The sequence below is a fragment of the Klebsiella michiganensis genome, assembly GCF_002925905.1.
GTDB classification, from domain to species: Bacteria; Pseudomonadota; Gammaproteobacteria; order Enterobacterales; family Enterobacteriaceae; genus Klebsiella; species Klebsiella michiganensis.
The window spans coordinates 188740-211898 of the sequence record NZ_PRDB01000010.1; the positions used below are offsets into that span (position 1 = coordinate 188740).

A 23159-nucleotide genomic window follows, 5' to 3' on the forward strand; every position below is an offset into this window, starting at 1 on the left:
GGGATAAAGGAGAGAGGATTACGCCAGCTGCGCCTGCGCCCAGAAGATACCGCTGGCATATTCCGGCGGCAGCAGCGGCTTCAGCGCTTCCAGCGTCGCGCTCAGGCGGTCGGTATCGCTGTCGGTCAGGTTCAGGTGGCCGACTTTACGACCCGGACGTACCTCTTTGTCGTACCAGTGCAGATGCACCAGCGGCAGCTTCAGCCAGTCATAGTTCAGATCGGTACCGATCAGGTTGATCATCACCGACGGGCTGTTCACCACCGGCGGCGGCAGCGGCAGATCGGTAATCGCCCGCAGATGCAGCTCGAACTGGCTAATGGAGGCGCCGTTTTGCGTCCAGTGGCCGCTGTTGTGCACGCGCGGCGCCAGTTCGTTAATCAGCAGGCCATCAGCGGTGACGAAACATTCCATCGCCATCACGCCAACGTAGCCCAGCTCATGCATGATCGCCGACAGCATCTGCTCCGCCTGCGCCTGCTGGCGGGCATTGGCCTGCGGAAAGGCGACGCTGGCGCGTAAAATACCGTCCTGATGCAGGTTGCGGGTCAGTGGATAGAAGACCGTGCTGCCGTCCCGGGCGCGAGCGCCGACCAGCGACACCTCGCCGGAGAAGTTAATCCCCTGCTCAACGATACACTCGCCGTAGTTATCCTCCGGCAGCTGCGCGGTTTCATTTTCCCGCAAACGCCACTGGCCGCGGCCATCGTAGCCGCCGACGCGGCGCTTAACGATAGCCAGCTCCCCGAGGCGGGCGAATACCGCAGGCCATTCGCTTTTATCCGCCAGAAGCTGCCACGGCGCGGTGGCGAGCGCTAGCTTATCGAACAGCTGCTTTTGCGTCAGGCGGTCGGCGATTATCGGGAAAACGTCGCGGTTAACGAAGGCGGAATGACGCGCCAGCTCGCGGGTCAGCGCCGTTTCCGGCCAGCGTTCAATCTCTGCGGTAATCACGCTTTGCTGTACCGGCACCGCTTCCGGGTCGGCTTCCAGACCGACCGGCCAGACCGCAATACCCAGCGGCTCGCCGGCCTGGCGCAGCATCCGGCCTAGCTGACCGTTGCCGAGAACGCAAACCTGCTTCATGCCGCACCCCGCGGATCCGGGTTATCCAGCACTTCATCGGTTTGCGCCTGACGCCAGGCGCTGAGGCGCTGGTGCAGTTCCGCATCGTGCTGGGCGAGGATCTGCGCCGCCAGCAGGGCGGCGTTGGCGGCCCCGGCTTTGCCGATGGCCAGCGTACCCACCGGGATGCCGCGCGGCATCTGGACGATGGAGTAGAGGCTGTCTACGCCGCTCAGCGCCGCGCTCTGAACCGGCACGCCTAACACCGGCACCAGCGTTTTCGCCGCAATCATGCCCGGCAGGTGCGCCGCGCCGCCGGCACCGGCAATAATCACCTGAAAACCGTTTTCTTCCGCGCCTTCGGCGAAGCTGAACAGTTTATCGGGCGTGCGGTGGGCGGAGACCACTTCGACATGGTACGGAACGTTCAGGGCATCAAGGATTTCTGCGGTAAACTGCATGGTAGCCCAGTCGCTTTTGGACCCCATCACGATGGCGATACGCGCCGAATTATTGCGGGAAGACATGCGTCTTAAAACTCCTGTGGGTGTGTTTCACACTGCTTTAGAGGCCACAGAGAATAGCATGAACTCCCGGCAAGGAAAACGGTTGCGTGTGCATGGCCAGCCGCCTTTGTGTTGTCGGTATTCGATGAAACGCGCCGGTTATGAGCGGGCAAAAAGTAAAACCAGCCCCCGTCCCCGGGTCAGCATAAGAATGCCCATCACCAGCAGGTAGATTTGCACAACGCGCTCATCGTGCGGCCCGGATAAATCGCGGAAAAAGAAAGAATCAGCCCTTGCCGGGGCTAGAAAGGAAAATGAATCAGCTCAACGTCTTCTGGCGTCACTTTGACCATAGAGCCCTGGCTATGCCAGGCGCCGAGCACCACGCGGTACGCGGTCTGGCCGTTGGCTTCTAGCGGGTGGACGGCGGGGCGGTGCGTATGCCCGTGAATCAGCCACTGAACGCGATGTTTCTCCATGACGTCAACCACCGCCTGGGGATTCACATCCATAATTTCCATCGACTTGCTGCTGTTGGCCGCTTTGCTGTCGGCGCGCATTCTGGCGGCGATACGGCGGCGGATAAACAGCGGCAGGGCCAGAAACAGGCGCTGGATCCAGGGATTGTGAACTTTCGCGCGAAACGCCAGATAGCCTGCATCGTCGGTGCAGAGGGTGTCGCCGTGCATAATCAGCACCTTGCGCCCGTAGAGGTCGAGAAGCTTCTCTTCCGGCAGCAGGGTCATCGCGCTTTCGCGGGCAAAGCGCTTGCCGACGAGAAAGTCGCGGTTGCCGTGAAGGAAGTAGCAGGGGACGCCGGAATCGGCCAGCGCTTTGAGCGCTGCGGCGATTTGCCGATGCAGCGGGTTAGGATCGTCATCGCCGATCCAGGCTTCAAAGAGATCGCCGAGGATATACAGGGCGTCCGCCCTGCGGGCTTCCCCCTGTAAAAAGCGCAGAAAACCGGCGGTAATCGCCGGTTCTTCCGTTTGCAGATGCAAATCCGCAATAAAAAGTGTCGCCACGAATTATTCGCTAACGGTGACGCTTTTGATCACAACATCTTCTTTCGGCACATCCTGGTGCATGCCGCTGCGGCCGGTGGCGACCGCTTTGATTTTGTCGACCACGTCCATCCCTTCAACGACTTCTGCGAATACGCAGTAGCCCCAACCCTGCAGGCTTTCGCCGGAGAAGTTCAGGAAGTCGTTATCGGCGACGTTGATGAAGAACTGCGCGGTGGCGGAGTGGGGCGCCTGAGTACGGGCCATCGCCAGCGTACCGCGGGTGTTTTTCAGACCGTTGTTCGCTTCGTTCTGAATAGGAGATTTGGTGGTTTTCTGATTCATGCCCGGCTCAAAACCGCCGCCCTGAATCATAAAGCCGTTGATTACACGGTGGAAAATAGTGTTGTCGTAGAAACCTTCACGACAGTAGTCCAGGAAGTTTTTAACTGTTTCCGGCGCTTTGTCGTCAAACGTCTTGATTACGATATCGCCATGATTGGTGTGGAAAGTAACCATTTTTGCATCCTGTTCCGATGATTGTGGTGCCTGCACCCGGAGTCGGGTGAGATATAGGGGGCTGTTATAGCATAACCGCGGGGTTGGATCACCTTGCAATGTGTGCTGCTTCGGGGTTGAATTAAGGTTAGAATACGCGACTTATATCCACACACGTCTACACGGAATCTTCGATGTTAAAAATTTTTAATACACTGACGCGCCAAAAAGAAGAATTTAAACCTATCCATGCCGGGGAAGTTGGCATGTACGTGTGTGGTATTACCGTTTATGACCTCTGTCACATCGGCCATGGCCGTACCTTCGTCTCATTCGATGTGGTCGCGCGCTACCTGCGTTTCCTGGGCTACAAGCTAAAGTACGTGCGCAATATCACCGATATCGACGACAAAATCATTAAGCGTGCTAATGAAAACGGCGAAAGCTTTGTTGCGCTGGTGGATCGCATGATTGCCGAGATGCACAAAGACTTCGACGCGCTGAATATCCTGCGCCCGGATATGGAGCCGCGAGCGACTCATCACATTGCGGAAATTATTGAGATTACCGAGCAGCTGATCGCTAAAGGCCACGCGTATGTTGCCGACAACGGCGACGTCATGTTCGATGTGCCGACCGATCCGAACTATGGCCAGCTGTCGCGTCAGGATCTCGACCAGCTGCAGGCCGGCGCGCGCGTTGATGTCGTTGACGTCAAGCATAATCCAATGGACTTTGTGCTGTGGAAAATGTCGAAAGAGGGCGAGCCAAGCTGGCCGTCGCCGTGGGGCGCGGGCCGTCCAGGCTGGCACATTGAGTGTTCAGCGATGAACTGCAAACAGCTGGGCAACCATTTTGATATTCACGGCGGTGGTTCGGATCTGATGTTCCCGCACCATGAAAACGAAATCGCCCAGTCCACCTGCGCCCACGACGGCGAGTACGTCAATTACTGGATGCACTCCGGGATGGTGATGGTTGACCGCGAGAAGATGTCAAAATCGCTGGGCAACTTCTTTACCGTGCGCGACGTGCTGAAGTTCTACGACGCGGAAACTATTCGCTACTTCCTGATGTCCGGCCACTATCGCAGCCAGCTGAACTACAGCGAAGAGAACTTAAAGCAGGCGCGTTCCGCGCTGGAGCGTCTGTATACCGCGCTGCGCGGAACCGACAAAACCGCAGAGCCGGCCGGCGGCGAGGCGTTTGAGGCGCGCTTTATCGAAGCGATGGACGACGATTTTAATACTCCGGAAGCCTATTCCGTGCTGTTCGATATGGCGCGTGAGGTTAACCGCCTGAAAACCGAAGATGCCGCCGCGGCCAACGCGATGGCGGCGCATATGCGCAAGCTCTCTTCGGTGCTGGGGCTGCTGGAACAGGAGCCGGATGCTTTCCTGCAGAGCGGCGCGCAGGCGGACGACGGGGAAGTGGCGGAAATTGAGTCGTTGATCCAGCAGCGTCTGGACGCGCGTAAAGCGAAAGACTGGGCGGCGGCGGATGCCGCGCGTGACCGTCTCAACGAGATGGGCATCGTGCTGGAAGATGGCCCGCAGGGCACCACCTGGCGCCGTAAGTAGTCTCATTCTCTCTTTTTAGCCGGGGCCATCCCCGGCATTTTTTTGCCCCGACTCAGGCTAAGAAACGAAGCGCGGTCCTGATTTCGCCTTCGTACGTTCCCGGCCAGCGGCTGCAGCGTTCGTTGGGAAGAAGAGGTATCAGGCGGAAGTGCAGGTTGCCGGAGGCAGCCAGGGGAGCGGCTGTGCTACACAGGACGTGATATCGGAAGATGGCGGCGCTGACTGAAGTGCAGAAAAACGAGAGATCATCTGTCGGGGTGGGGGGACAGGCGCCGGTTGCGGCGCCTGAACGTTTTACTCGGTAACGGTAACGCTCTGACCTTCAAAGCTCACCGTTTGACCGGCGACGATTTTGCAGCGCTTGCGGGTTTCCACCACGCCGTCAACGTTGACCAGGCCGTCGGCAATAGCGATTTTCGCCTGCGCGCCGCTTTCGCTCCAGCCTTCCAGCTTCAGCAGGTCGCACAGTTCAACGTGCGGGTGTTTGCCTAAAGAAAAATTCGCCATCTCAGGCCTCCTGAATGTCGTGATACTCTTCGCACGCCTGCAGCGTGTTCTGAATGAGGGTGGCTACGGTCATCGGGCCGACGCCGCCGGGAACCGGCGTGATGTACGACGCGCGCGCGGCGGCATCTTCATAGACCACATCGCCAACCACTTTGCCGCTTTCCAGGCGGTTAATCCCGACATCGATCACGATCGCGCCTTCTTTAATCCATTCGCCCGGAATAAAGCCCGGTTTACCGACAGCCACGATCAGCAGGTCGGCATTTTCGACGTGATGACGCAGGTTTTTGGTAAAACGGTGGGTGACGGTGGTGGTGCAGCCTGCCAGCAGCAGCTCCATGCTCATCGGGCGTCCGACAATATTGGAGGCGCCAATGACCACCGCGTTCAGGCCGTAGGTATCAATGTTGTAACGCTCAAGCAGCGTGACGATCCCACGCGGCGTGCACGGACGCAGACGCGGCGCGCGCTGGCACAGACGGCCCACGTTATACGGGTGGAAACCGTCAACGTCTTTGTCCGGCGAAATGCGCTCCAGCACTTTGACATTATCAATGCCGGCGGGCAGCGGCAGCTGGACCAGAATGCCGTCGATGGCGCTATCCGCATTCAGGGTGTCGATGAGTTCCAGCAGATCCGCTTCGCTGGTGGTTTCCGGGAGATCGTACGAGCGGGAGACGAAGCCTACCTCTTCACACGCTTTGCGCTTGCTGCCGACATAAATCTGCGATGCCGGGTTGCTGCCGACCAGCACGACGGCTAACCCTGGAGCACGAAATCCGGCCGCAACGCGCGCCTTCACTTTTTCCGCAACCTCAGAGCGTACCTGCTGCGCAATCGTTTTACCGTCAATAATTTTTGCTGCCATCAGAGAGAGGATTCCATCTGTATCTTTACGAAAGGGGGATGGCGATATTTTGTCAGAAGCCAGCCCCGCTGTCAGTCTTCGTTTAAGATTTTATCTTTCTTAGGCGTTGCAGAGGCTGAAAAACGGGCCTGACCGCGCTGCGAATGGCGCAAAAAGGAGCCCGGGAGCCGAAGAAAGGTTAACGTGCAGAAACATAAGGTTGGATAAACTTTATACTGCTTTTGCGGCATAAGCCGCCAGCCTGCACAGGCAAGCGCAGTTTCGCGGCAAAATACATTGACTCATCAGGCGTGGACCGTATAATTCCGGCGATTGCACATCATGAAGCTCGCTTCTCAATGCGCCCTTAGCTCAGCTGGATAGAGCAACGGCCTTCTAAGCCGTAGGTCACAGGTTCGAACCCTGTAGGGCGTACCATTTTTTTGTTAAGAATCCTCTGCCAAATCCTCTTCCCTTACCTTTTACTCCCTGGAATGAGTCTTTTTCTATGACTGGCTTTATCGAAGCCTACGCAGGTGTAAACGAATCAGGGCGGCGCAGAAGACTTTTACGGGCTTATTTCATTCAGGCGAATAGGGGCGTCCTCAATCCACCAATAAAAGGAACGGCAGAGCCAAATGAGAGATAATACCAACTCATTAATGGTGGCGAATTGCATCGGTTGGTTACAGCAGTAGGTCTTTCGTTGATTGAGGGATGCGTAGTAATATAGGCAGATACAGTCTAAAATATTTGAGTTAGTATATTCGCCATTGAATCACATAATATTCCGGGTCGGATGAAATATATGAAACTATGAGGATGCTATAGCATTCAATCATGGAACATGCCGCTAAGGACAGTATATGAATATAACTGAAGATAATCTCAATGAAACAATTGATTTGCTGAATGATTTAATTTGCGATGAAAATTTGTTAACACGCACGGAACGCCTTGATTTGGTCCGGGCTGTTGCCGCCATCGGGGCGATGAAAGCACGTGTTGCTATACTGTCTTCACAAAAATCTTCGTCGGTAAAAAAGAGTGGAGAAAAGAAAGAAAAGGTTATCGATCCACGGTTTCCAAACGCTGGCATACCCTGGAATGATAATGATGAGTCCATGCTACGGGAAGTATTAGAGCCTATTCCGGAGGAGGAGATAGGAGAGCATCTCTTCTGGCTGGCTGAAAAGCTTGGGCGCACTCCTTATAGCGTAGCTTGTAAGATAGCTCAGATAAAAAAATTACCTGCAGAATGGAAAGATAGCTTCCGTAAAATTTCCGATCGGATTCGCGATTCGAAAATGACGATTAGCGAATATATTCAAGCTAAAGGCCATGAATAGGCGCGGAATAAGATTCGAGCCCACATGGCTTTGAGGCACTTTTTAGTACAGGATCTGCGTGCAAGCTGCAGGCAGATCGACTGTATAACGATTTCTTGTGACGTTACCAAAAAATATTTTCAGAGATATTCGGCACTATTGAGAAAGATCAATATGCTGTTTCTTGCTGCCGCGTAATTTGAGTTGTCCTCTCTCACAAGAGCAATCATTATGGCCGTTAAACGACCCGTTACCGCCGTGTTAGTGTTGCTGTGCACTTTTATCGTCGGCGCTGCTGCTGCTAAAACACCGCAATTAACTGATGATCAAGTTAAGCAGCAAATTATTGAGGCTTCTATCGCTTCTTACCCCGGCGTTTGCGCTTGTCCGTTTAATCGGGCGAGAAACGGCAGTGCCTGCGGCAGGCGCAGTGCCTGGAGTAAAGCAGGAGGCTATGCGCCAGTTTGTTATAAGAAAGAAGTCACTCAAGAGATGATTAAACGCTGGCGTCAATCTCAACAAATATAAATATTTATCTCCGCTGGAAACTCAACGATAGTTTGCGCTGGAACCTGGTTTCAGAGAGTCCAGCAACACGCAGACTCTCTGGAAAAAGGGCAGAGGCACGCTCGTTTTCCTGGCCTCAGGCGCCGGTTTCATTTTTTATTCGCCTGTTAATGTATTCCACGGCCTGAGAGACATCCATAATCCCATTTATCGCGTTCGTCACGCCCTGGCCGATAATAATTTCTGCCTGGCGCAGGTTGAAGGGCTTACCCTGCGTACCCTGCGACTCTCTTATCCCGACCATGCCCTTTTCATTCAATAAATTAAACCATGGATAGAGGTTCAGGACGTTCTGATCGTGACAAACCCCTGACCAGGCGCAGTTTCCTCCGAGCAGAACCAGATGACGCGCAATTTCATCGGAATAAAGCCAGTTGAAGAACTGTTCAACCTGCTTTTTCTTTTTGCTGTAGCGGGACATCCCAATGGATCCCCCTCCCAACTGTGGAAGCTGTCCCGGGACTGAAGCATAGCCGATAGTGGGAGCGATAGGGCTATGCGCGACGTCGTTGAACAAATTGAGATACATGATCAACATGGCGAGGTTGCCGCGCTCAAACTGCTTAACGGCGTCACTCCACCATTCTCCTGAGAGATTCACGGCGACGGAGAGCTGTTGCAGGTATTGTTCAAGCGCCGTAGCGGCAAGCGAAGTCTCCAGTTGAACTGGTTCGCCTTCGCGAACCAGACGTCCGCCGAGCGCGTAGTAACGCAGCAGATATTCCGTGGCGATAAGCCCTGAGCTGCCTAAGGTCACCGCCGTGCCCATCGGGCGCAGCCTGTTATCCGGCTGATGCTGGCGACTGAAGAAAGCCGCTAACTCATCAAATTGCGCAAAGTTTTCGGGTAGGGTTAACTCTTTGCCCGTTGTTTCGTAGAACTTCCGTTTTATCGTCGCATCTTCAAAGAGATCGCGTCGGTAAAACAGGAGCTGCATACTGGCATCAAAGGGGATGGCCCACGCGGTGCCATTCACCATGCTGAAGTGCTGTTGAATCTGGTCAGAAAAATGAGTCAGCAGCTGCGGCAGCGCAGGGGAAATCGACTCCAGCGGCAATAACGCTTTTTCTGCAAACCAGGGAAAACAGGCCATATCGATGCGCAGGAGATCGTAATAGGGATGCAGATGAAGATGGGAAAGAATTTCAAACACTTCATCATAAGGATAAACCGCAAGATTTACCTTGATACCGGTCTGACGATAAAAGTGAGGTAACAGCTTTTTCAGCGCATCGGTTGAGGGGCTGGGTAAAATTAACATATTCAACGTCGCCTCAGTCTCAGGCGGCTGGACGGATTGGCCATCTAATGAAAATCCGCTATTTGTCAGAATTCGATGCGTTACCTGTTTTTTAGGCTGGCGAATATGGGAAGCGATGGCGGTACCCAGGCGACCATAGTCCATCTGGTAGTTTGTGACGCCGTCGAAGGCTGCCGGAAGATTATCACTCAACTGCAGTATCTGCGGACAGGACTGCACGCTACCAAACCAGGCTGCCTGCGTCACGGCTCGCGTTTTATCACTATCCTGAGTGATGAAAATATCGGGGGGAACGCCGCGGAAAAAATCAAACGCTACGGTGTTAGACTCGCCCGCCTGCGAGGATAAAACGGTGAGCTTAGTCTGCGGACTTACTGTCCGGCAGGTCTCCTGTATCGCCTGCATAAAACATGCGCTATGAGCATATTCAAGTGGTTCGCAGAAGATACCGATATGGCCCGGCCGCTGCGCGAGCGCTCTTCTCGCAAGGTGTTCACCCGCAGTGACGTAATCGAGGCTGAAATAGTTGTCAGCTCCGGCAGGTTGCCGGTACGCAAAAAGGATCTGTTCCGCGGGCAGCTTAAGCATTTCATAATAAGGTTGGCTATTGCTCAGGCAGCTGACGGTAACAATGGTCTGGTAAGATTTTGCCGCCAGCATTTGCAGAATCTCCAGTTCCAGGCTGGGCAGATCGTTGGTCAGGTAAAGATCCAGCGGTTCGCTTAATGATGGCTGACAGACCTGATGTAAGCCCCGGTAAAGCTGGTAATACTGCTCCGCATTAATGTCTGGCAGCAGTAGCGCCACCCCCTGGCTTTTACTGGCTCTTAACGATTGCGCCTGCGCATTTAACTGATAGCCCACTTCCTTAGCCGCTCGTTGAACCGCTTCAATCTTCTCAACGCTGACATTACCTCTGCCATTAAGTACGTTCGAGACAGTGCCGTGTGACACACCGGCTAGCTTTGCTATGTCTTTGATTGTCGGCATATTTTAATCCTTACCCTCATGCGTTGATGCTAGCACGGCCTACCTCTGAAAACTATCGTTGCCGGTGTTATTTGAACGTTACAAAATAAATTTGTGTGATTTATAGACATTAAAAATATTAATCTTTTCCGGCTTGAGACGAGTAACCATGTAGTAAAGATTGCAATTTGTTGAAATTTAACATAAATAAAATAAGTTTTTGAAGGTGATCACTTCTGGGATAAAAGATCATTGTTCCTGTTAAACGGCAGAACCATAATTGACACGTTCCAATTACTTTTGATTACATTTCTGATGATAAAAACAGCAACCTGTTAGTGATAAGAGGAAATCATGAAGATCCATTTTCTGGGAACGGCAGCGTCTGAAGGAATACCTAACCCGTTTTGCCGCTGCGAGCACTGTCAGCAAGCCCGTATACGTAAGGGAAAAGACATTCGTACACACTCTTCCGCGATTATTGATGATGAACTGTTGATTGACGTCGCACCGGAATTTAGCCAGCAGCTGCTGCGCGACGGCATGGACGCAACTGAAATCAGGTCGCTTCTGTTTACCCATACTCATCCCGATCATTTCAACGTCGGCGATCTTTTCAGCCGAATGGAGGGTTACGGATTTGAGATTACCCATCCGCTGAATATCTTTGGGAACGATCGTGCGATTAACGGTGCGGCAGAGGTTTTGCCGGGCTATAGCGCAGAGCGCTTTGCCTTTCATTGCCTGGTGCCCTTCGTCACCGTAGAAACCCGTGGTTATCGGATAACTCCGCTGCTGGCTAACCATGCTAAATGGGAGCTTTGTTATACCTGGTTTATCGAAAAAGAGGGCCAGTCAATATTTTACGGTCATGACTCTGGCTGGTTTCCTGAGCTCACCTGGCAGTGGCTGGAAGGAAAAAAAATCGATCTGGCCGTTCTGGAGTGTACCTACGGCTTTAATGGAGAAAATCGTACCAATAACCATATGAGTCTGGAAACGGTGTTCGCTGCCAGAGACAGACTGGCGGAACTGGGCTGCCTGAAGAAAACAAGTCAGCTTGTCGTCTCGCATATTTCACACAGCGGCGGTCTTCTGCACGATGAGCTAGGGAAGGTGCGAATAAGCAGGTCATTTCTTCCCAAGCTGACTCGCTGATTAAAATTTCGCGGATCTGGGCCGATTTTTTTCCCGCAAACACATCGAATCAGCCTATTTAGGCTATTTTTTCCACCATTTCTGGCGTTATTTCCGGTTTTTACTGAGATCTCTCCCACTGACGTATCATTTGGTCCACCCGAAACAGGTTGGCCAGGGTGAATAACATCGCCAGTTGGTTATCGTTTTTCAGCAGCCCCTTGTATCTGGCTTTCACGAAGCCGAACTGCCGCTTGATGATGCGAAACGGGTGCTCCACCTTGGCACGGATGCTGGCTTTCATGTATTCGATGTTGATGGCCGTTTTGTTCTTGCGCGGATGCTGCTTCAAGGTTTTTACCTTGCCGGGACGCTCGGCGATCAGCCAGTCCACATCCACCTCGGCCAGCTCCTCGCGCTGTGGCGCTCCTTGGTAGCCGGCATCGGCTGAGACAAATTGCTCCTCTCCATGAAGCAGATTACCCAGCTGATTGAGGTCATGCTCGTTGGCCGCGGTGGTGACTAGGCTGTGGGTCAGGCCACTCTTGGCATCGACACCAATGTGGGCCTTCATGCCAAAGTGCCACTGATTGCCTTTCTTGGTCTGATGCATCTCCGGATCGCGTTGCTGCTCTTTGTTCTTGGTAGAGCTGGGTGCCTCAATGATGGTGGCATCCACCAAAGTGCCTTGGGTCATCATGACGCCTGCTTCGGCCAGCCAGCGATTGATGGTCTTGAACAATTGACGGGCCAGTTGATGCTGCTCGAGCAGGTGGCGGAAATTCATGATGGTGGTGCGATCCGGCAGGGCGCTATCCAGGGATAATCGGGCAAACAGGCGCATGGAGGCGATTTCGTACAGGGCATCTTCCATGGCACCGTCGCTCAGGTTGTACCAATGCTGCATGCAGTGAATACGCAGCATGGTCTCCAGCGGATAGGGCCGTCGGCCATTGCCCGCCTTGGGATAAAACGGCTCGATGACAGCGGTCATATTCTGCCATGGCAGAATCTGCTCCATGCGGGAGAGGAAAATCTCTTTTCGGGTCTGACGGCGCTTAGTGCTGAATTCACTATCGGCGAAGGTGAGTTGATGGCTCATGATGTCCCTCTGGGATGCGCTCCGGATGAATATGATGATCTCATATCAGGAACTTGTTCGCACCTTCCCTTATATTGCTTCACATTGCCGAATACGCCGCCAAAAGCAAAAGGAAACGCTTTTGCGCTGCGCGATCTGTTATGTCTCGATGCTCTGGCACTCTTCAAAGATCGTAGCTTCAGCGTGCTGATGCTGAGTATCTTTGTCTTAATGATCCCCAAAACCGCATATTCCGCCTATATTCCGGTCTTTTTGAAAGCGCTGGGGTTCGATAATGCCGCATCAATGATGCAGATCGGGATTGCCTGCGAAGTGATTTTCATGTTCCTGCTGTCGTTCTTCTTACTAAAAGCCGGCTTTAAAATCACGCTGATGCTGGGGGCCGTTTGCTGGATCATCCGCACGCTATTGTTTGCTCATGCCTCGCTGGATGCCAACATGATGTTTGTGCTGATTGGCCTGATGTTACAGGGATTCTGCTGGGACTTTTTCTTTACCGTCGGCGATATTTATGTCGACCGCAAAGCCGCGCCAGAGATCAAAGCGCAGGCGCAAAGCTTGAGGTTTATCGTCTCCAACGGCGTCGGGCTGCTGTTTGCTTCTACCGTTTGCGGGCAGATTTTTAACAATACCGTGACAGAGCAAGGGCCGGAAGCATTACCGCAATGGGAAACATTCTGGTTAGTTTCAGCCGGTGTGGCCGCGGTAGTGAGCGTCTTCTTCCTGATTTTCTTCCGCGACGATCTGTCAAAACGCAAAACGGATCTCGCATTGAAGAAAGCGAATTCCTGATTGATAACGGATCTTTCATTAAGGTAATAATATGAATAATCTGGCCGCCACGATCGTCGATCACGGATGGTTTCCGTTATTGACCATCGTCAAAATCAGCATTGCGTTTATTCTGGGAGGCATCATTGGTCTGGAAAGAGAATCGAAAGGGAAACCTGTCGGATTCAAAACCTGCGTCATTTTGTCTGTCGCCAGCTGTGTGTTAACCATCGTTTCAATACAGTCGGCGGAATACTATGCTGAAATTTCGATGAACATTCGTAGCGATCCGATGCGCCTGGCGGCCCAGATTATCAGCGGCGTCGGTTTTCTGGGGGCGGGAGTGATTCTGCATCGACACGACGATGCTATTTCAGGCCTGACGACGGCGGCCATTGTCTGGGCATCTGCCGGGGTTGGAATTACCTGCGGCGCCGGTTTTTATTTTCATGCTTTTTTCGCCACGGGTTTGTTCTTATTGGCGATAAAATTAAGCCCGTTCATTATATTCCTGCAAACTAAAAATCAGTTCCCCGGAAAAGTGAAAGTACGGGTGGTTCTTGATGAACGAGGGGCCCTTGAAAAGCTGATAAGCCGTATTCATCAGCAAAAAAATATTATTGAGAATATTACGATTAGAGATCTTAAAAAGGGAAAGATTGAGGTTAATTTGAAAATGGTTATTCGCCAGAAAATGACCTTACCTGACTTATACCACGATCTGTCTCATGTTGATCATGTCTGCGCGCTCGCTCTTGAACACTAAGCTGGCGAGCACATTTGGGATGTAATGGAATTATATCGTCCGGGGAACGCTGAATACGCCGGTTATGACCTGCGTCTTTACTTTGGACCACTGAGCGACAGATATCTGTCGAGGCCAGAAGCGCTGATAAAACCCGGCGCCTTACGCCGCCGGGAACGCCATTACTTCATTGCCCCCTCAAGGATAAGTTTGTCCTTTTCTCCGCGGGTGATGCTCTGCTGATGCAGGCTGTCAGCGAGCGTCACGTCATTAACGGCGAAAAAAGCCCAGGCCTGCGGCGTATTGGCGAACGTCACCTCATCAAACTGACTGTCGTGCAGGAAGGAGATACTGGTCGCTTTGGTGTTACGGAAGCTGACGTTGGAAAAACGCAGATTCTGGTGATAGGCATCGCGAGAATAGGTCAGCCCAAATGATTCTGCCATTTCGGCTACCGTCATGCCGTCAATCAGGATGCTGTGCTTAGCCGAAGTACCATCGACGGTGACGTCCTGCACCTGAACGTCGCGGAACTGAGCGGGCTCGTCGGCAGGGGTCGTATCATTCACGTCGGCGCTGTATTTGATAGTAAAAACGAACGGCTCTTTGGCGATATCTTTCATCGCATTATGGCGAAACAGCACATCCCTTACGCCGCCGCCGTAGTAAGGGCGGCTTTTCATGCGCAGGCCGACATCGGTCATATACATGACGTTATCCTCGGCGCGAACTTTTTCGATCCACGCGCCGGTATGGCTACCGGTCACCACGGCGCCGTGGCCTTTGCGGAAATAGTTATTAAAGATCCACGCCCCGCTTTGCGGCTGTTGATGAAAAGTTTCCGCGCCTTTACCAAACCCGGCGGCGAAATTGACGCAATCATCTCCGGTATCGAAGAAGTTGTTGAAGACCAGCGCATTCTGGCTATTGCCGAACTCGACGCCGTCGGCGTTATTGCCGTCAAAGGTCTGGTGGACCAGCCCATTCAGGGTGATATTTTTTGACTCCAGCGCCATTACCCCGTGGAACGCGGGGTTGCGGATTGTCAGCCCGGCAAGATAGAGGTTCTGCACACCGCGCAGGGTCATCAGGCTGGAGCGGCGATTTTTATAGGCGCTATTGCTTTCGATGCCTTCCGCAATAGCAGCTTCGGTCTGATGCTTTGCCAGAATGCCGTCCGCGCTGACTTTTGCCGCACTGCTGGCCCGGTATTGCGGCAGCGCGTTCCCCATTTCGTCGATGATGGTGGCCTCGCCGCCGCTTTTGACGCCCCGGGTCCAGCCGTTGCCGTCAATCGTGCCTTGACCGACGATGCGAATATTGCGAAACGTTCCGGCCGGAGACTCGCCCTTATCGTCCGCTTCCAGCACGTTAATTAATGACGGCGGGCGGCGGGGCTGCGGATGATCGCTGTAGGGATAGAGGTAATAGCCTTTTTCCAGCGGATACTGGGCCGGATCGTCCGAACCCAGCAGGGTGGCGCCAGCGGCAATCTCCAGGGTCATATCGCTGTGCAGAAACAGCGCGCCGGTTTTGAATTCGCCGTCGGAAATCACCACCTTGCAGCCCTGAGGATAGTACGAGACCGTACAGCTATCGATCGCCTGCTGCAGCGCCTGGGTATTCAGCGTTGTGCCGTCACCCTTCGCGCCAAAGGTTCTGGCTTCGATGATGTGCGGCGTTTTGCTGGTCCGCGCTTTAATCACCGCGCTATCCGGCGACTCTTTGCCATTGGCGTAGACCGCACGTACCGTAAATGCGTATTCCGTATCCGGCTCCAGGTGGGTGACCGTAAAGGTACGCAAGTCGATTGGCTGCTGCCAGCCGTCGCTGGCGACCCGCTGATAGAAGTTATCAATATAGGGTTTGGCCGGTGAAAAATGGTTTTGATTTTCGCGCGCCAGACCCAGCCGCTCGCCCTGACGGTAAATCGCGTAGTCCACCACCTGCTGCGTCTCTGATTCCGGCTTTTCCCAAACCAGCACCAGGCTATTTTCATCGGCAGAAAGCGCGGGAACGAAGACATTCTGCGGCGCGGAGGCGGGCGCATCCTGCTGATTGTCGCGTGGGGCGCCGCTGTCATTACAGCCGCCCGCGAGGCCAGCCAGCGCGATAGCCAGCGCCAGCATACTGCGTGAAGGTCCAAAGGTATTGCACATAAATTTCCCTTAATGTCATATCGCTTGTAAAAAACAAAATGCATATTCATTTAAAATAAAATGATATTTTATATTTATGGAAAAAAATAAACGCGAGTCAGTTCAATCTTTCAGCAGGTGAAAAATAAAGCGTTGTTGGATAAGAAAAGGCGGCCAGGGCGTTAACCTCCGGCCCGCTTTCTCTTTACGGCGCGGAATATTGAATACGATAGCCGTGCGAGGTCGGTACGATATGCGCAAATCCCGACCCGCCAAGGTGCATACCGGCAATCAGCAGGTTTTCGCTGACGGCCTGGGCGAGGATCGCTTCCCGCGTCGCTCTGGCCTGCGCGGGATCGCAATCAAAAGCAACGGCGGCGGCGGGTCGGGCGGTCTGAATATGCGGAAAATGGACGATGTCGCCCCAAATCAGCAGGCTTTGCGCCGCGGCGTCGATGCGAAACCCAATATGGCCTGGCGTGTGCCCGGGTAGCCATAGCGGGCGGATACCCGCGACGGCCTCGCGCTCATCCAGAAAACCGAGGCTGCGGGAATAGGCGTCCAGGGTGCGGCGGGCGAGCGTGAAGTTGCGCTGCCCCCGCGCATTGGCCCGGTTTAGCATGGCGTCGTCCTGCCAGTATTCGGCTTCCAGAGGGTGCAGATAAAGACGGGCGTGGCGATAGCGCGGCGCGCCGTTGGCATCCAGCAGGCCGCCGATATGATCCGGGTGAGCGTGGGTCAGCAGGACAGTATCCACGTCGTCTGGCGCACTCCCCGCCGCTCGCAGACTGGTTTCCAGCACGCCGCCTCCCGTACCCGCGTCGACCAGAATCGTTCTTCCCCGACCGCGAATAAGATAGCCACTAATGTCGATATTGCCGGGGTCAATGACGCCCGCGCTGCGCTGAATGTCTGCGGCATCGTCGATATTAATACCCGACAGCAGCGCCAGGCCAGCGGCCATGCTGCCGTCGCTGAGGGGCGTCACCTGAAAATCGCCAATCTGGCGGGAGAGAAAAGCGGGTTTGTGCATATCAACCTCTTAGCGTGATGGGGGCTGTATTTCAGTCGGGCTTTGCAACTGACCGGCCATGGGCTCATACATCGAGACGTTTTCCCGTCCCGCCAGCAGCATGGCCTCCCGGCGCGGCAGAACGTACGCCACGCGCTGCGGCGGGTTGTTATCCAGCCCGGCGGCCGAAAGGTTTGTCGGCGGATATCCCAGTTCCGACTCAACGACGTCCAGCGGCTCGGGGTTCAGTAGCAATACATCCCCCTCAGCGACGGCAGGAAAGACGCCGCCGTAGCGATACAGGTTTCGCCGCCAGTCGCGAATATGCGCCTGCCAGCGGGAAAAGCTGCCGCCGCCTTTCGGGCGATACGCTTCACTGGCGAGCGTATCGCCATGCTCGATGGTATGAATAGCAAGATAGACCGGGCAGCCGGAGGAGAGCGCCCTGAAGCGCTGCGAGGCGCGGAATCCGCTGACGGACACCAGCGCAGGCAGCTTGTCCTCGCTGTAAAACCTGTTCCAGCCGGCTTCGCTTTGCGGGTCGGCGTAGCTGCACTCAACGATATATAACATGGGCTGCCCTCTGCATGATGGAATGATGTTATTGACGTTTGATCATGCTACGTTGGGCACTAAGCGCTATAAAACGATATTATTTCACCACTCAATGACATTTCGTCATTGATAAACCTTCAGCAGAGGCGGCGTTCGTGCGAAAAAAACTCCCCAGCAGTACCTCGCTGCAGGCCTTTGAGGCTGCCGCCAGGCACGGTAACTTTGCCCGCGCGGCGGAAGAGCTGTCGCTTACCGAAGGCGCGATCAGTCGGCAAATCGCCCGCCTGGAATCGCTGTTAAACTGCAAGCTGTTTGAGCGGACGGGGAGTCGGGTGCGGCTGAACCCCAACGGCGCGCGCTATGCGCACCATGTCCGCGAGACGCTGGAGCGTCTTGAGCGAGATACGCAGTATCTGATGGGGGCTGCGGACGGCAGCCGAAGCCTGGAAATCGCCGCGCCGCCGACCTTTGCCAGCCGCTGGCTCATTCCCCGACTGGGGGATTTTCAGCGCCGGAATCCGGATATCACGCTGAATATCGCGGTCAGAACCGACCCGTTTATCCTCACCGGCAGCGGTTTTGACGCGGCGGTTCATTTCGAGCATCCCGCATGGGCAGGAATGCGCTTGCGGTTTCTGTTTGAAGAGAGACTGGTGCCGGTATGCCACGCCGGGCTACTTACGGGAGAAGATCTCGCCAGCCAGCTGAACGCGCTGCCGCGTATTCATCGACGGCAGAATCCTGACGCCTGGCAGCGCTATGCTGCAGAGTGCGGGATTGCGCTGGATCATCCGGCGCAGGGGGTGCGCTACGATCTGCATGAGATGGCGATAGCCGCCGCGCTGGCCGGGCAGGGCGTTGCGCTGGTACCGCACGTGTACGTTGAAAAAGCGCTCGAAAACGGGACGCTGGCTGCGCCCTGGCCGCAGGCCCGCAGCCTGAGCAAGCGCTTTTGCCTGGTGAGGCCGCTGGAAAACGGCGTCAACGAATCGGCGCTACAGGCGTTTGAACAGTGGTTACTGGCGCAATAAGGCCCGGTCGCGGGCCGTAGACGCGTTAAGCGCAACCTCAGGCGTGGGATAAAAGCGGGAACATCAGCTTATTCTCTTTGAAGATATTTTCTTTTTGTCCGTAGATAAACAGAATATCTTCGCCTTCGATTTTTTCATACTCGCCGGTCCGATTCTCTTTGGGGGTAAAGCCGAGGATAGCCTGGTACGTATTTTCATCGGCGAGCTCGTTAATAATGGCCGACAGGGAGCGTCCGCTGTCGCAGAAAATATCAAAACAGATCAGCGCCGGACCGTTTTGCATCGCAATCGCGATGGCCTGGTTTTTGTCGGAATAATAGACGAAGTGCTTCATAAAGGCGGAGCAGTAGAACATCAATAAACCGAAGTTATCCTGTACCCGCAGCTGTGAAAACGGATTCGATTTTTGATAGTACCGCTGTAATCGCGCAACCTCTTCCGGCTGGTCCATATCGAGCTTGCGGAAGTCGCCCGCTGCCGGTACTACAGGCATAATATATTGATGTTCGGCGGTGCGCTCGAAGCCAAATTTCGGATAAAAATCAACGGTCGTCGGGTTAGCAAACAGGAAAAAGGCGTCGGCCTTATCCTGCCAGTCCGTCAGAATCTCCCTGACGAGCTGCCCGGCCAGGCCCTTATCACGATGATCGATATCGGTCATCACGGTGCCGATTTGAATATAGCGGCGGGGTTCGCCCTGCCAGATCAGATCGATAATATTGGCGGAGGCGTTAGCAATCACTTTATTGTTGCTCACCAGGGCGTAGGGAATATAGGCGTCGGTCCAGTACCCTTTGCGATACCACTCTTTAAAGGAGAGATCGAAGGTTTTAATCGCCAGATCAATGAAGCTATTTCTTAACACGTCATTGTGCACAATTTGCTTATCTAATTTGTAGTTCATCGTCGACATTCCTTACGCTGCGGGTGAGGCACTGTTTTCGGCCATCTGTTCGGCGGTCCGATCTCTGTCGGGCGAGCTAAAAATAGCATATCCCCACGGATGGGCGACGATTGTCGCGCCTAAGCTTTGCTCAGGTCACACATTCGGGGAAAATAGGGCTAAAAATGGCGCGCTTTTGTCGCCCCAGGGAACATCGCCCTCAGGCAAAAGACGCCTTTAGCAAATGAAAGTTTGCCAGTCATCAAAAACGAAGAGGAATATATTGCGTTCATGGTCATGACCCCTATCATTAATAGGTAGGGTAAATGTGGTATCATCGCGCCTTTCCCTTTTCGTCCTGGGGCTCTTTTTTATGCAACAACCTGTTGTTCGCGTTGGAGAATGGCTGGTTACTCCCTCTGTTAACCAAATTAGCCGCAAGGGGCGTCAGCTAACTCTCGAACCGCGCTTAATCGATCTTCTGGTTTTCTTTGCCCGTCATCCCGGCGAAGTACTCAGTCGGGATGAGCTCATCGATAATGTCTGGACCCGCAACGTTGTCACCAGTCACGTCGTCACGCAAAGCGTTTCCGAGCTACGTAAGTCGCTGAAAGATGGCGACGATGGCAGCCTTGAATATATCGCTACCGTACCCAAACGCGGCTATAAGCTGACGGTGCCGGTGATCTGGTGTACCGAAGAGGGGGAGGAGCCGACGCCGGTTATCCCCGCAGAAACGACGACGGTCGGGTTTGACGCGCCGTTGACCTCCCCGCAGCCCGATGCGGCTGCGCCAGACAGCACAGCGGTGGCGAAGCCGGAAAAACGCAAGCGGCTGAGCACGTTTATCGTCTGGGGTCTGTTCCTGCTGGCCCTCGCGAGCTGCGTGGCGCTGGTGGCCCTGTCAACCCTGCAGTCGCGCCCGCCGGTCACGAAAACCCGGCTGCTGCTTAACCCGCGTGATGTCGATATTCACCTGCTCAGCGGCAACACCTGCAACAACTGGTCATCGCAGCACTCCTATGCCATCGGTCTGGGGAGCCTGATTACCACCTCGCTGAACACCTTCTCCACCTTTATGGTGCACGACAAAACCAACTACAACATCAATGAGCCGAGCAGTTCCGGTAAAACCCTGACCATTGAGTTCGTCAACCAGCGGCACTATCGCGCACAGCAGTGCTTCATGTCGGTGAAGGTGGTGGATAACGCCGACGGCTCGACCATGATGGATAAGCGTTACTTTGTCACCAGCGACAACCAGCTTTCGATTCAGAACGACCTGCTGAGCAGCCTCTCTGAGGCGCTGAAGCAGCCGTGGCCGGCGCGGATGCAGGAGATGTTAAAGCAGTATCAGCCGTCGCAAAGTATCGCGCTTACCCATTTCTATCAGGCGCATCAGCTATTAATGAACGGAGACGTTGATTCGCTGGGCAAAGCCAGTAGCCTGCTTGCCGACGTGAATAAGCAGTCGCCGGACTTTACCTATGCGTGGGCGGAAAAAGCGCTGGTTGACGTATTGCGCCATTCTCAGCAGCCGCTGGATGATAAACAGCTCGCCGATCTGTACAGCGAAATAACCCGGGTGGGTAATATGCCGGGGATTAAAGATATGGCAATATTTTATCAGATTAAAACGGTGGATATGCTGGGCAAAGGAAAAGTGGATGAAGCCTATGACGCGATTAATGCCGGGATTGATCTGGAAATGTCGTGGATGAATTACGTGCTGCTGGGCAAAGTCTACGAAATGAAAGGGCAGAACCGGGAAGCTGCCGATGCCTACCTGACGGCGTTTAATTTACGCCCGGGTGAGAATACATTTTACTGGATTGAAAACGCCGTATTCCAGACCTCCGTGACCCGCGTGGTTCCGTATCTTGATAACTTCCTCGCTTCAGAATAAGTAAACCCTCACCATGGTCATGGTTTTGGCCGTGGTGAGGTTAAAATTATGTTTCTCATGAGCCACCGAGTTGTTATTTTTTATAACCACCCTGGTCCCGCACGCAACACTTTTTCAACACGAAATTGATCATATAACCTAATGAAAAGTATCTGAATTTACCTTTTCCTGATATCAACATGTCATCCTGATATGTTGCACGAAAAAGGTCAAAATATCATTTGTCTGATGTTTGCAGTTATTTCACTTTATCTTTAGGACTTATCTCGTACTAATCCGTAATCTTGTTGGCAGTTGGTCGGGTCAATAAAAGGTTCATCATCATGATCTGTACCTCCCAAATAAACTTAGGAGAAAAGCAAACATGAGTTCTGCCAAGAAGATCGGGCTATTTGCCTGTACCGGCGTAGTCGCCGGTAATATGATGGGGAGCGGTATTGCATTATTACCTGCAAACCTCGCTAGCATCGGTGGTATTGCCATCTGGGGTTGGGTGATTTCTATTATTGGCGCGATGTCTCTGGCTTATGTTTATGCCCGGCTGGCGACCAAGAATCCGCAGCAGGGTGGCCCAATTGCCTATGCCGGTGAAATATCCCCAGCGTTCGGTTTCCAGACCGGCGTGCTTTATTATCACGCCAACTGGATCGGTAACCTGGCAATCGGTATTACCGCCGTCTCTTATTTATCAACATTCTTCACAATTTTAAATAACCCGGTGCCGGCAGGTATTGCCTGTATCGCCATCGTATGGATATTCACCTTCGTGAATATGCTCGGCGGGACCTGGGTGAGCCGCCTGACAACAATTGGCCTGGTACTGGTACTTATTCCGGTGGTCATGACCGCGGTGGTCGGCTGGCACTGGTTTGATGCCGCAACCTATCAGGCAAACTGGAATACCTCCAGCACCACTGACAGCCACGCGGTAATCAAAAGTATCCTGCTCTGCCTGTGGGCCTTTGTCGGGGTAGAATCTGCCGCCGTGAGTACCGGGATGGTGAAAAACCCGAAACGCACCGTGCCGCTGGCCACCATGCTGGGCACCGCGATGGCCGGTATCGTCTACATCGCCGCGACCCAGGTTATTGCGGGTATGTATCCTGCCTCTCAGATGGCCGCATCCGGTGCGCCGTTTGCAGTGAGCGCCTCCACCATTCTCGGCGGCTGGGCTGCGCCGATGGTTTCCGCCTTCACCGCCTTTGCCTGCCTGACTTCGCTGGGTTCGTGGATGATGCTGGTGGGTCAGGCCGGCGTACGTGCCGCCAATGACGGTAACTTCCCGAAAGTGTATGGCGAACTCGACAGCAACGGTATTCCGAAAAAAGGCCTGCTGCTGGCCGCGGTGAAAATGACCGCGCTGATGGTGCTGATTACCCTGATGAACTCTACCGGCGGCAAAGCGTCTGACCTGTTCGGTGAGCTGACCGGTATCGCGGTACTGCTGACCATGCTGCCTTACTTCTACTCCTGCGTTGACCTGATTCGCTTCGAAGGCATCAATGTACGCAACTTCGTCAGCCTGATTTGCTCCGTACTCGGCTGCGCGTTCTGCTTCATCGCCCTGATGGGGGCAAGCTCCTTCGAACTGGCCGGTACCTTTATCGTCAGCCTGATTATCCTGATGTTCTACGGTCGCAAAATGCACCAGCGCCAGAACAACGACAACTCCGCTGATAGCAGCACCGCCAGCGCGCATTAATCAGCAACCCTATTCCTGAGGCTCCTTCCATCACCTGTCACGACG

General features: G+C 54.0%; 21 protein-coding genes, 1 tRNA gene and 1 pseudogene. 10 read left to right on the forward strand and 13 right to left on the reverse strand.

The window, feature by feature from the left end:
- Positions 1-18: 18 nt before the first annotated feature.
- From purK to ppiB, 4 genes are all read right to left on the reverse strand, one after another.
- Entirely contained in the window at positions 19-1086 is a 1068-nt protein-coding gene (purK, locus tag CDA56_RS20570; protein WP_014228235.1) for a 5-(carboxyamino)imidazole ribonucleotide synthase, read from the reverse strand.
- Positions 1083-1592: a 5-(carboxyamino)imidazole ribonucleotide mutase gene (purE, locus tag CDA56_RS20575; protein ID WP_004848424.1), complete on the reverse strand. Its 510-nt coding sequence runs from the start codon at positions 1590-1592 to the stop codon at positions 1083-1085. The genes purK and purE overlap by 4 nt, the downstream gene beginning before the upstream one ends.
- Positions 1593-1873: 281 nt before the next feature.
- Positions 1874-2596: a UDP-2,3-diacylglucosamine diphosphatase gene (gene lpxH, locus CDA56_RS20585; RefSeq protein ID WP_014837623.1), complete on the reverse strand. Its 723-nt coding sequence runs from the start codon at positions 2594-2596 to the stop codon at positions 1874-1876.
- A 3-nt stretch (positions 2597-2599) separates the two neighbouring features.
- Positions 2600-3094, reverse strand: coding sequence for a peptidylprolyl isomerase B (gene ppiB / locus CDA56_RS20590; protein ID WP_004099775.1), 495 nt, complete (start codon positions 3092-3094; stop codon positions 2600-2602).
- Between the two features lie 173 nt (positions 3095-3267).
- On the opposite strand from ppiB, the gene cysS reads away from it, so the two are divergent.
- Positions 3268-4653, forward strand: coding sequence for a cysteine--tRNA ligase (cysS, locus tag CDA56_RS20595; protein ID WP_004848430.1), 1386 nt, complete (start codon positions 3268-3270; stop codon positions 4651-4653).
- Between the two features lie 294 nt (positions 4654-4947).
- Here the strand turns inward: cysS and ybcJ are convergent, their stop codons facing one another.
- Positions 4948-5160, reverse strand: coding sequence for a ribosome-associated protein YbcJ (ybcJ, locus tag CDA56_RS20600; protein WP_025107125.1), 213 nt, complete (start codon positions 5158-5160; stop codon positions 4948-4950).
- A 1-nt stretch (position 5161) separates the two neighbouring features.
- The gene (folD, locus tag CDA56_RS20605) at positions 5162-6028 is read right to left on the reverse strand and encodes a bifunctional methylenetetrahydrofolate dehydrogenase/methenyltetrahydrofolate cyclohydrolase FolD (RefSeq protein WP_025107124.1); all 867 of its coding nucleotides are present in this window, start codon (positions 6026-6028) and stop codon (positions 5162-5164) included.
- Positions 6029-6368: 340 nt separating this feature from the next.
- Here folD and CDA56_RS20610 point away from each other — a divergent pair.
- The 3 genes from CDA56_RS20610 to CDA56_RS20620 all read left to right on the forward strand — a co-directional run bounded on the left by CDA56_RS20610 (position 6369) and on the right by CDA56_RS20620 (position 7863).
- Positions 6369-6445, forward strand: a tRNA-Arg gene (locus CDA56_RS20610).
- Between the two features lie 428 nt (positions 6446-6873).
- On the forward strand, positions 6874-7356 hold the full coding sequence (locus tag CDA56_RS20615) for a hypothetical protein (protein WP_025107123.1): 483 nt from the start codon (positions 6874-6876) through the stop codon (positions 7354-7356).
- Positions 7357-7566: 210 nt separating this feature from the next.
- The gene (locus CDA56_RS20620) at positions 7567-7863 is read left to right on the forward strand and encodes a hypothetical protein (RefSeq protein ID WP_071846135.1); all 297 of its coding nucleotides are present in this window, start codon (positions 7567-7569) and stop codon (positions 7861-7863) included.
- Between the two features lie 115 nt (positions 7864-7978).
- Here CDA56_RS20620 and CDA56_RS20625 read toward each other — a convergent pair whose 3' ends face one another.
- The gene (locus tag CDA56_RS20625; protein WP_104011395.1) at positions 7979-10153 is read right to left on the reverse strand and encodes an extracellular solute-binding protein; all 2175 of its coding nucleotides are present in this window, start codon (positions 10151-10153) and stop codon (positions 7979-7981) included.
- Between the two features lie 333 nt (positions 10154-10486).
- On the opposite strand from CDA56_RS20625, the gene CDA56_RS20630 reads away from it, so the two are divergent.
- Positions 10487-11290, forward strand: coding sequence for an MBL fold metallo-hydrolase (locus CDA56_RS20630; RefSeq protein WP_103815096.1), 804 nt, complete (start codon positions 10487-10489; stop codon positions 11288-11290).
- On the opposite strand, the gene CDA56_RS31560 is transcribed toward CDA56_RS20630, so the two are convergent.
- Entirely contained in the window at positions 11188-11409 is a 222-nt protein-coding gene (locus tag CDA56_RS31560; protein ID WP_133163268.1) for a hypothetical protein, read from the reverse strand. The two genes, CDA56_RS20630 and CDA56_RS31560, sit on opposite strands and share 103 nt — an antisense overlap.
- Entirely contained in the window at positions 11391-12371 is a 981-nt protein-coding gene (locus tag CDA56_RS20640) for an IS5-like element ISKpn26 family transposase (protein WP_000019441.1), read from the reverse strand. The genes CDA56_RS31560 and CDA56_RS20640 overlap by 19 nt, the downstream gene beginning before the upstream one ends.
- Positions 12372-12434: 63 nt before the next feature.
- Between CDA56_RS20640 and CDA56_RS20645 the strand changes: the two are divergent.
- Together CDA56_RS20645 and CDA56_RS20650 are read left to right on the forward strand one after the other, a co-directional pair.
- Positions 12435-13163 (forward strand): annotated as a pseudogene (locus CDA56_RS20645) (MFS transporter); the annotation flags it as partial.
- A 31-nt stretch (positions 13164-13194) separates the two neighbouring features.
- Complete coding sequence (locus tag CDA56_RS20650; protein ID WP_025107119.1) at positions 13195-13908, forward strand: MgtC/SapB family protein; 714 nt, start codon at positions 13195-13197, stop codon at positions 13906-13908.
- Positions 13909-14069: 161 nt separating this feature from the next.
- Here the strand turns inward: CDA56_RS20650 and CDA56_RS20655 are convergent, their stop codons facing one another.
- The 3 genes from CDA56_RS20655 to CDA56_RS20665 form a co-directional block, all read right to left on the reverse strand.
- Entirely contained in the window at positions 14070-16046 is a 1977-nt protein-coding gene (locus tag CDA56_RS20655; RefSeq protein WP_048261493.1) for a glycosyl hydrolase family 28 protein, read from the reverse strand.
- Between the two features lie 184 nt (positions 16047-16230).
- Positions 16231-17058: an MBL fold metallo-hydrolase gene (locus CDA56_RS20660; protein ID WP_103814661.1), complete on the reverse strand. Its 828-nt coding sequence runs from the start codon at positions 17056-17058 to the stop codon at positions 16231-16233.
- 9 nt (positions 17059-17067) lie between these two features.
- Positions 17068-17610 (reverse strand): sugar ABC transporter, encoded by a 543-nt coding sequence (locus CDA56_RS20665; RefSeq protein ID WP_103814659.1) that lies wholly within the window; start codon positions 17608-17610, stop codon positions 17068-17070.
- Positions 17611-17747: 137 nt separating this feature from the next.
- Between CDA56_RS20665 and CDA56_RS20670 the strand changes: the two genes are divergently transcribed.
- Positions 17748-18623, forward strand: a complete 876-nt coding sequence (locus CDA56_RS20670) for a LysR substrate-binding domain-containing protein (RefSeq protein ID WP_103814657.1) — start codon at positions 17748-17750, stop codon at positions 18621-18623.
- Between the two features lie 37 nt (positions 18624-18660).
- On the opposite strand, the gene CDA56_RS20675 is transcribed toward CDA56_RS20670, so the two are convergent.
- Complete coding sequence (locus CDA56_RS20675) at positions 18661-19527, reverse strand: GNAT family N-acetyltransferase (protein ID WP_025107114.1); 867 nt, start codon at positions 19525-19527, stop codon at positions 18661-18663.
- Positions 19528-19879: 352 nt separating this feature from the next.
- On the opposite strand from CDA56_RS20675, the gene cadC reads away from it, so the two are divergent.
- Entirely contained in the window at positions 19880-21412 is a 1533-nt protein-coding gene (gene cadC, locus CDA56_RS20680; RefSeq protein WP_103814655.1) for a lysine decarboxylation/transport transcriptional activator CadC, read from the forward strand.
- Positions 21413-21776: 364 nt separating this feature from the next.
- Positions 21777-23114 (forward strand): cadaverine/lysine antiporter, encoded by a 1338-nt coding sequence (gene cadB, locus CDA56_RS20690; RefSeq protein WP_103814653.1) that lies wholly within the window; start codon positions 21777-21779, stop codon positions 23112-23114.
- Positions 23115-23159: the final 45 nt, after the last annotated feature.